7 protein-coding genes and 1 pseudogene are annotated in these 8,144 nt (G+C 71.2%); 3 read left to right on the top strand and 5 right to left on the bottom strand.

All coding sequences use genetic code 11. The features are described 5' to 3' along the window. Nucleotides 1-62 precede the first annotated feature (62 nt). The 3 genes from AB0G13_RS18235 to AB0G13_RS18245 all read left to right on the top strand — a co-directional run bounded on the left by AB0G13_RS18235 (nucleotide 63) and on the right by AB0G13_RS18245 (nucleotide 3,270). On the top strand, nucleotides 63-1,022 hold the full coding sequence (locus AB0G13_RS18235) for an ATP-binding cassette domain-containing protein (RefSeq protein WP_357875557.1): 960 nt from the start codon (nucleotides 63-65) through the stop codon (nucleotides 1,020-1,022). A 21-nt stretch (nucleotides 1,023-1,043) separates the two neighbouring features. Continuing rightward, nucleotides 1,044-1,799, top strand: a complete 756-nt coding sequence (locus AB0G13_RS18240) for an ABC transporter permease (RefSeq protein WP_357875559.1) — start codon at nucleotides 1,044-1,046, stop codon at nucleotides 1,797-1,799. Between the two features lie 97 nt (nucleotides 1,800-1,896). Continuing rightward, nucleotides 1,897-3,270 (top strand): MFS transporter, encoded by a 1,374-nt coding sequence (locus AB0G13_RS18245; protein WP_357875561.1) that lies wholly within the window; start codon nucleotides 1,897-1,899, stop codon nucleotides 3,268-3,270. A gap of 182 nt (nucleotides 3,271-3,452) precedes the next feature. Here AB0G13_RS18245 and AB0G13_RS18250 read toward each other — a convergent pair whose 3' ends face one another. The 5 genes and pseudogenes from AB0G13_RS18250 to AB0G13_RS18270 form a co-directional block, all read right to left on the bottom strand. After that, nucleotides 3,453-4,106: an O-methyltransferase gene (locus AB0G13_RS18250; protein ID WP_357875563.1), complete on the bottom strand. Its 654-nt coding sequence runs from the start codon at nucleotides 4,104-4,106 to the stop codon at nucleotides 3,453-3,455. A 9-nt stretch (nucleotides 4,107-4,115) separates the two neighbouring features. Continuing rightward, nucleotides 4,116-4,772 carry a Maf family protein gene (locus tag AB0G13_RS18255; RefSeq protein WP_357875565.1) on the bottom strand — a complete coding sequence of 219 codons (657 nt, stop codon included), beginning with the start codon at nucleotides 4,770-4,772 and terminating at the stop codon, nucleotides 4,116-4,118. A 101-nt stretch (nucleotides 4,773-4,873) separates the two neighbouring features. Continuing rightward, complete coding sequence (mycP, locus tag AB0G13_RS18260; RefSeq protein ID WP_357875577.1) at nucleotides 4,874-5,995, bottom strand: type VII secretion-associated serine protease mycosin; 1,122 nt, start codon at nucleotides 5,993-5,995, stop codon at nucleotides 4,874-4,876. A gap of 1,447 nt (nucleotides 5,996-7,442) precedes the next feature. Next, nucleotides 7,443-7,916 (bottom strand): hypothetical protein, encoded by a 474-nt coding sequence (locus AB0G13_RS18265; RefSeq protein ID WP_357875567.1) that lies wholly within the window; start codon nucleotides 7,914-7,916, stop codon nucleotides 7,443-7,445. Nucleotides 7,917-8,060: 144 nt separating this feature from the next. Beyond that, nucleotides 8,061-8,144 (bottom strand): annotated as a pseudogene (locus AB0G13_RS18270) (acyl-CoA carboxylase subunit epsilon); the annotation flags it as partial.

Genomic DNA, 8,144 nt, shown 5'->3' on the forward strand with positions numbered 1-8,144 from the left:
GCGTCGTCTCCGAGGGACAGACAGGTGGCCGGTGGCACCGGCCCGGACGACCAGGAGCAGAGATGATCGAGACCAGAGGGCTGCGGAAGTCGTTCCGCTCCCGGGAGGGTCGCCAGACGAAGACCGTCGACGCGGTGTGCGGCGTCGACCTCAAGGTCGCCGAGGGGGAGATCTTCGGTTTCCTCGGCCCCAACGGCGCCGGCAAGACCACCACCCTGCGGATGCTGGCCACGCTGATCGAGCCGGACGGCGGCGAGGCCACCGTCGCCGGGGCCGACCTGCGCCGGGACCCGGCCGAGGTGCGCCGCCGCATCGGCTACGTCGCCCAGGGCGGCAGCACCTGGGACGAGTCCACCGCCCGGGAGGAGCTCGTCCTGCACGCCCGGATGTACGGCATCGGCAAGGCCGAGGCGCTCCGGCGGGCCGCCCGTGCCCTCGACGCCTTCCAGCTCACCGAGTACGCCGACCGCAAGTGCAAGACCTACTCCGGCGGTCAGCGGCGGCGGGTGGAGATCGCCCTCGGCATCATCCACGAGCCGAGGATCGTCTTCCTGGACGAGCCGACGACGGGCCTCGACCCGCAGAGCCGGGCGCACATGTGGGACGAGATCCGCCGGCTGCGCGCCGACGGCATGACCGTCTTCATCACCACCCACTACCTGGAGGAGGCCGACGCGCTCTGCGACCGGATCGCGATCACGGATCACGGCGAGGTGGTCGCGGAGGGCACCCCGGCGGACCTGAAGCGCGAGATCTCCGGCGACGTCGTGCTGGTCGGGCTGGACGCCGCGGCCACCCCGCAGGCCGCGCAGCTGCTCGACGGCGAGCCCTACGTCAACAAGCTGGAGACCGTCGAGGAGGGCGGGCTGCGGCTCTACGTCGACGAGGGGGCGACCGCCATCCCGCAGATCCTGCGTCGCGTCGACACCGCCGGCCTCGGGCTCGAATCCATCGAGCTGCACCGGCCCAGCCTCGACGACGTCTTCCTCACCAAGACCGGCCGCTCGCTGCGCGAGTCCTGATCCGGAGACCGGAGAGACCTCATGAAACTCGCCCGTGACACCTGGCTGATCTTCCAGCGCCAGCTCCAACTGCTGCTGCGCAACCCCGTCTGGGTCTTCGTCGGCGTCTTCCAGCCGGTGATGTACCTGCTGCTCTTCGCCCCGCTGCTCAAGCCGGCGCTGAACGCGCCCACCCAGGCGGAGGCCTACAAGATCTTCGTACCGGGCCTGCTGGTGCTGCTGGCCATCTTCGGTGGCCTGTTCCAGGGCTTCGGCCTGATCGCCGAGCTGCGCGCCGGGGTCATCGAACGCTCCCGGGTCACCCCGGTCAGCCGCCTCGCCCTGCTGCTCGGCCGCTCGCTGCGCGACGTGGTGTCGCTCATCGTGCAGGCGGTCATCATCACCCTGCTCGCGCTCCTGTTCGACCTGCGCGTCTCCCTCGTCGACCTGCTGCTGGCGTACCTCATGCTCGCCCTGATCGCGCTGATGACCTCGGCCGTCTCCTACGGCATCGCGCTCAAGGTCAAGAGCGAGGACGCGCTGGCCCCGCTGATGAACACCGTGGCCCAGCCCGTGCTGCTGCTCTCCGGCATCCTGCTGCCGCTGACCTTCGCCCCCGGCTGGCTCCAGGGCATCGCCGAGTGGAACCCGTTCTCCTGGGCGGTCGACGGCACCCGGGCCCTCTTCGCCGGCGACCTCGGCGACGACAGGGTCTGGCAGGGGCTGGGCATCATCGCGATCCTCGCCGCCGCCGGCGTCGTCTGGGCCGCCCGGCAGTTCGCCCGCAGCGTCCGCTGAACGAGCGACGCCCAGCGGTGGTCCCTTCCCGACGTCCGGGGAGAGTTGCCTCTCACCAGGGGCGGGGCGCCGGCCCGACGCTTGTAGCGTGAGGCCGGTGCCCCGCCTCACCCGTGACCGGCTCACCTGGCTGACCTACGCCCAACTCGGGCTGTGGGGCTTCTTCCTCTACGGCTTCGGGCCGGTCGTGCCGCTGCTCCGCGACGAACAGGGCACCTCGGCCGCCGTCGCCGGCCTGCACAGCACCGGCATCGCCGTCGGCGCGCTGGCCGGCGGGGCGCTCTTCGCGCCCCTGGCCCGCCGACTCGGCCGGGGCCGGGCGATCTGGACCGGGCTGGCGGGCGTGGCGGCCGGCGTCGCCGCCCTGGGCCTCGTCCGCGCCCTGCCCGCCACGATCACCGCCGTCGCGGTGATCGCCACCTTCGGCATGCTGGTGATCAGCGGCGTGTCCGTGGTGCTCACCGACCGGCACGGCACCGGCGCGCCGGCGGCGCTGACCGAGGCCAACGCCGTGGGCGCCGGCGCCGGCATCCTCGCCCCGCTGCTCATCGGCGCCAGCGTGGACGCCGGGTGGGGCTGGCGACCGGCGATGGCCGTCGAGATCGGCCTGATCGCGCTGGTCGCGCTCGCCGCCCTGACCTTCCGCGTACGCCTGCCGCGGCCCGCCCCCGCTGCCGCGGCTCCCGGTGCCCCACCGGCCGGCGACCGCCCCGCCGCTGGCCCGACGGTCCCCGCCGCTGCCGGTCCGACGGTCCCTGCCGCTGCCGGCTTGACGGTCCCCGCCGCCGCCGGCCTCGGCTCGGCCACGGGCGGCGGCGCGACTGCCGGCATCGGCTCGGCCACCGGCGTCGGCGCGACTGCCGACGCGCACCGGTCGAGCCGGCGGCTGCCGCCGGCGTACTGGATCGCCTGGGTGCTCATGGCGGTCACCGGCTCGATCGAGGTCTGCCTGTCGCTCTGGACGGCCGACGTGCTCCGCTCGCACGCCGGGATGGCGGCCGGCACCGCCTCGGCCGCCGTCGCCGCGATCGTCTGCGGCATGTTCGTGGGCCGGCTCGTCGGGGGCCGGTTCGCCCTGCGGTACCGGCCCGTGCCGCTGCTGCTGGCCGCGCTGGGCGTGTCGCTGGCCGGGTTCGCGCTCTTCTGGATCGCGCCGGTCGGTTGGCTCGCCGTCACCGGCCTGGTCGTCCTCGGTCTCGGCAACGCCCTGCACTATCCGCTGGCGATCTCGATCGCGCTCGCCGTCGCCGGGCCGGCCGCGGACCGGGCGGCCGGCTGGGCGTCGTACTCGATGGGCGTCGGCTTCGGGATCGCGCCGGTCGCGCTCGGCTGGGTGGCCGACGGCGTCGGACCGCACCTGGCCTTCCTGCTGCTGCCCGGCTTCATCGCGGCGGCCGCGCTGCTCGCCGCCCGACTGGGCCGCGCCCTGCGCCCGGTTCCCGCCGAGGTCCGATCCCCGGCCCCCGCCTGACCCCGAGTGGTGCCTCCCTCGGATCCGGTACGCCGCCCTCGGATCCCGGACTGCCGCCCTTGGATCCCGGACTGCCCGCCCTTGGATCTTGGTACGCCTCCCTTGGATCTTGGTACGGAACGGCCCTTCCGGGGGCCGTTTCTTACCAGGATCGCGCAGGGCGGTGCTTGCGGTGGAGTTGGTCAGTGCACCCGGGCGAGGGTCAGGCCGTCGGCGATCGGGAGCATCACCGCGTCGACCCGGACGTCGGCGAGCACCTCGTCGTTGAACGCCGCGATGGCCCGGTCGTCGGCGTTCTGCGGGGCGATCACCCGGCCACCGCGCAGCACGTTGTCGACCGCGATCATCCCGCCGGGACGCATCCGGGGCACCAGCTCCGCCCAGTAGATCGGGTAGCCGGTCTTGTCGGCGTCGATGAACGCGAAGTCCAGGTAGCGCTCGTGGGGCAGCTCGCGCAGCGTGTCCCCGGCCGGGCCGATGCGCAGCTCGATCCGGTCGTCCACGCCGGCGCGGGCCCAGTACCGCCGGGCGATGCCGGTGAACTCCTCCGAGATGTCGAAGCAGGTCAGCCGCCCGCCCTCGGGCAGCCCGCGGGCGATCGCCAGCGACGAGAGGCCCGTGAACGTGCCCACCTCGACGGCCTGCCGCACCCCGAGCAGCCGGGTGAGGAAGGTCAGGAAGGCGGCCAGCTCCGGCGCGACCTGTATATGCGCGTCGTTCGGCAGGGCCGCGCGCGTCTCCTCGGCCAGGTCCCGCATGATCTCGTCCGGCGGCGCACCGTGCGCGACCAGGTACGCGTGCAGTTCCGACGTGAGCGGGATCGACTTGGTGGTCATGAACGGACGCTAGCCGAGCGGCTCGACCGTCTGGTTGCCGAGCGCGACCTTCGTCCACAGATCGGTGATCCGCAGGTCCAGCTCGGCGAGGAGGCGACGCAGCATCGGCAGGGAGAGCCCGATGACCGTGCTCGGATCGCCCTCGATCCGCTCCACGAACGGCCCGCCCAGCCCGTCGATCGTGAAGGCACCCGCCACGGCCAGTGGTTCGCCGGTGCCCACGTACGTGGCGATCTCGTCGTCGCTGACGTCGGCGAAGTGCACGACGGTGGAGGCGACCGCCTCGGCCCGCCGCCCCGCCTCGACGTCGATCAGGCAGTGCCCGCTGTGCAGTACGCCGCTGCGCCCGCGCATCCGCTCCCAGCGCCGGGTGGCGTCCGCCGCGTCGGCCGGCTTGCCGAGGATCTCCCCGTCGAAGGCCAGCACCGAGTCGCACCCGATCACCAACATCCGCTGGTCGTCGGTCGGTCGCAGCCGGGTGAGCACCGCCTGCGCCTTCATCCGGGCCAGCTCCAGGCAGAGCTCCTCGGCCCGATCGGTGACCACGAGGGACTCGTCGACGCCGCTGACCAGCACGTCCGGTTCGATCCCGGCGGCCTGGAGAATCTTGCGGCGGGCAGGGCTCGCCGAGGCGAGCACGAGGCGGAGCGGCATGGATTTCGGCACGTCGCCGACGTTACCGGCTGACCGGGGCGACGATGCCCCCCGGTGGGATGAGTCGACCGTTGCCCGTCCCGCGCTCTCCCGCCGTCGTCGTCAGGGACAGCTCAGCGACTGATGCGGGGTGGAGGGTCGTCGCCACGACGCCGCCGACGGGCGATGAACGTCCACGCGCCGGCAGCAGCCACGATCACGCCGAGGGTGACCAGGCCGCGGGTCGTCGCCCCGCCGTCCCCGCCGTCCGCCGGCTCCGCTGCCGCCATCGTGGTCGAGGCGGTGGGGGCGGGGGCGCCCGCCGTCGCGGAACCGAAACCCAGCGGCGGTACGTCTGCCGTCAACGCCGCCACCAGGTCGATGACCCCGTGGCCGTACTCGTCGTCCCGCCCCGGCGCTCCCTTGTCGATCGCGGTGGCCGTGAGCCTGTGCGCCACCTCTGAGGCGGGCAGGTACGGGTACTTGGACCGAATTAACGCTGCCGCCCCAGCGACGATGGCTGTGGAGTCCGAAGTGCCGGTGCCTTTGCGATACTTGCCGTCGATGCTAGTGCTGAAGATGTCGACTGCCGGAGCGACCACGTCTATCTCCGGCCCGGTGACTGACACTGAGGCTCGCTGGCCGAGCCGATCAACACCACCTACGGCAATTGCGCCAGGGTAGGAGGCAGGGAATCCGACATGTTGGCTAAAGGGCTTATTGCCTGCTGCGGCGACAACAACAATGTCTGCGCGAATTGCGGCCTCGATTGCTGCATGTAATCGGCTGTCCGCTGCTCCTGCTGCTGAAATGCTGATTACTTTGACATTTTGCGTGATTGCGTAGTTGATCGCATCTGCCAGGTGGTAACTGGTGCCCCCCTGGTCGTTAATTTTCACCCGTACGGGAAGGATCTTCGCCTTTGGTGCGATGCCAAGGGCGCCTTGTTTGCCAGCATGCCCGTGGGCGGCGATTAGACCTGCCATGCCGGTTCCGTGGCTGTCTTGGTCTTGTCGGCCGTCGCCACTACCCCCAGCAACAATATCTGTGCCTCGGCGCAGATTGCGCGCAAGATCGGGATGCGGATGAACGCCGGTGTCTGGCACCGCAACCGTTACACCTTCACCTTGAGTGATCCGGTGCACTTCGGCGACCCTGAGAAAGTTCAGGTGCCACTGGTCCCCCCGGATTCGGTCGACGCCCTGCGGACTTGCGGCGCTACGCTTAGACCAAGCATGCGAGGGAGTCGGCAGCAGGAGTGTTGCCGTAAGACTGAACAGCGCCAAGGCGGCTTGGATGGTCCGAGTTCTCAACGGTTAAAGCCAATAGCCGGACCTGGGTCGATGGGGCCATCTTCGTCCGGCGGGCGGACTACCGGGCTTACGCCTCGGTCCACTTCCCATGGGTGGTCCGGATCCCAGCGTCGCGACTCCTCATCACTGCCGTCGTACCGCCCTGACCGGCCCGGCATCCCGCCTGCGCGGGCAGTGCCCATGCTGGGTGCTCCACCGATTGGCGGTATACCCTGCACCGCGCTGAAGTTGCGGCCAGCCCCTGGGCGGGAGCCTGCGCCCCCGGTCGGAGCGGTGCCTGCGCCCCCGCCACCGATTACTCCACCAATCGGGTTAACCCGACGTTGCTGTGCGCCGCTGCCACTCGATGGTCCGAATCCCATTCCGGGGGTTCCGCCGATCAAACCACCTGGTGGCATAGGCCGGGGTGATCCCGGTGGCGTGGCAGGCGGGAGCCCGCTAATGGTTCCGTTTGCCGGCCGGCTGCTAGGGCCAGGCTGACCGATCGGCAATCCAGAGATCCCGTGTCCAGGCCGCACGCCTGGCGGCATAGCAGGCATCGGTCCGCTGCCGGGGCCAGTGGGGAGGCCGGGTGGAGTTGCACCTGGCATCGCGGGATTGATTGGAGAAGGCGCTAGACCGGGCTTGACCCCGCCGAGGACAGGCCCGACGTTACGGATGGTTGGTGCGGAGACCTGTCGCGCGTTCGTAGCCGGCCGGGCAACGGACGAAGTAGTCGAACTTGACAACGGCACGGGAACGACAGGCGGAATCACCGGAGCGGCTGAACCGCCTCCGTAGACATCGGAGTTGTGCTGGTCCGCCTCAGGTGAAGGCTTAGGCCTAGGCGGTGGTTGACGGAGCATTACTTGGGCGTGTTGGAGTTCGCCGCTGAGGCCGTACATGATGCCGCGCGCCTGGACGTTGAGCCGTTCCAGGTCGGCGTCCGCGACCGGGCGGTCGGGGACCCGGCTGCCCATGGCCGCCTTCGGGTCGGCGAGCGTCGCCTCGTACGTCTGCTTCTCCTGGACCTTGACGGCGTACGCCTCGTAGATCTTCTTGAGTTCCGCGCGGGTGGCGCTGATGGCCTGCGTGGCGGCGGAGAGCACGGTGTAGTTGGCGCTGGCGGCGTCGTGCGTGCGCTGCACCTTGTCGATCAGCTCGTCCAGCTCGCGGATGTACGCCCGGGCGGCCTCGTTGGTTCCCGGGGGCCATGCCTCTGCCAGCCCTCGGCGGTATTCCTGGAGGCGGCTCAGGTGGGCGCGGGAGAGGTCGCAGACCTTGCGCCAGCCGGCGACCTGCTTCCAGTGGTTGGTGGTGTCGTGGTCCTGGAGGCAGGCCCACATGCTGGTGACGTCCATCAGCCGCCAGTCGGTGAGGGCGGACGTGCGGCCGCCGGTGCCCCGCTCGATCACGGCAGCACCACCGGCCTCTGCCCCTGCCCCGGCACGGGCTCCGGCCCGGTGGGATCGGCCAGCACCGGTGCCGCGCCGCGGGGCGCTGCGGCGGCCGGGTTGGCGAGTGCCCGCTCGACGTCGGTCACGCGCGCGGAGGCGAAGGCGTCGGACCCGGTGTAGTTGGTGGCGACGGTGCCGGCGGCGACGGCCAGGTGGCCGGTGGCGTCGCGGACGCCCCAGACCATGTCGGCGGTGGCCTGCTGGGTCTCGTGGTGCGCGCGCAGGAAGTTGACCAGCTCGATGAACGCGTCGGCCGGGTTGGGCACCGGTGCTGTCATGTCCTCGGCGATGTACGACAGGTGCGGGGCGTAGTTGCGTTCCACCTCGGCCTGGAGCTTGTCGGCGAACTCGCGGAGTTGGCGGATGTCTGCCTCGATGCCGCCGTAGCCGCGGAGCCAGGACGCTGGACGGTCCTCCTCGGGGATCATTCGGCCCTCCCTATCCGTCACTGCGCCGTTTCCGTGAGTGAGATTAATGGGTCCCCGGGGATGCCGGCAGCCCCGCCCCGGCACACAGCGGCCACCCCGCGCGCGTGCAGGGGCGCCGAGCTGCGGTGATACGTACCGAAATGGTCAGCGGGGCAGGCCGGACGCCCGCCAGGCGCCGGGGCCGGCGGTCGCCGCTCCGACGGGCCGGCCGGAGCGCGCCCAGGCGGA

Origin of the sequence: Micromonospora sp. NPDC023633 (assembly GCF_040640035.1) — a bacterium.
In the GTDB taxonomy this organism is placed as follows: domain Bacteria; phylum Actinomycetota; class Actinomycetes; order Mycobacteriales; family Micromonosporaceae; genus Micromonospora.

Excerpts from the sequence above, each read along its gene's own strand:
- AB0G13_RS18265 (WP_357875567.1), bottom strand. The coding sequence starts at position 7,916 with ATGATCCCCGAGGAGGACCGTCCAGCGTCCTGGCTCCGCGGCTACGGC.
- AB0G13_RS18240 (WP_357875559.1), top strand. The coding sequence starts at position 1,044 with ATGAAACTCGCCCGTGACACCTGGCTGATCTTCCAGCGCCAGCTCCAA.
- AB0G13_RS18250 (WP_357875563.1), bottom strand. The coding sequence starts at position 4,106 with ATGACCACCAAGTCGATCCCGCTCACGTCGGAACTGCACGCGTACCTG.
- AB0G13_RS18235 (WP_357875557.1), top strand. The coding sequence starts at position 63 with ATGATCGAGACCAGAGGGCTGCGGAAGTCGTTCCGCTCCCGGGAGGGT.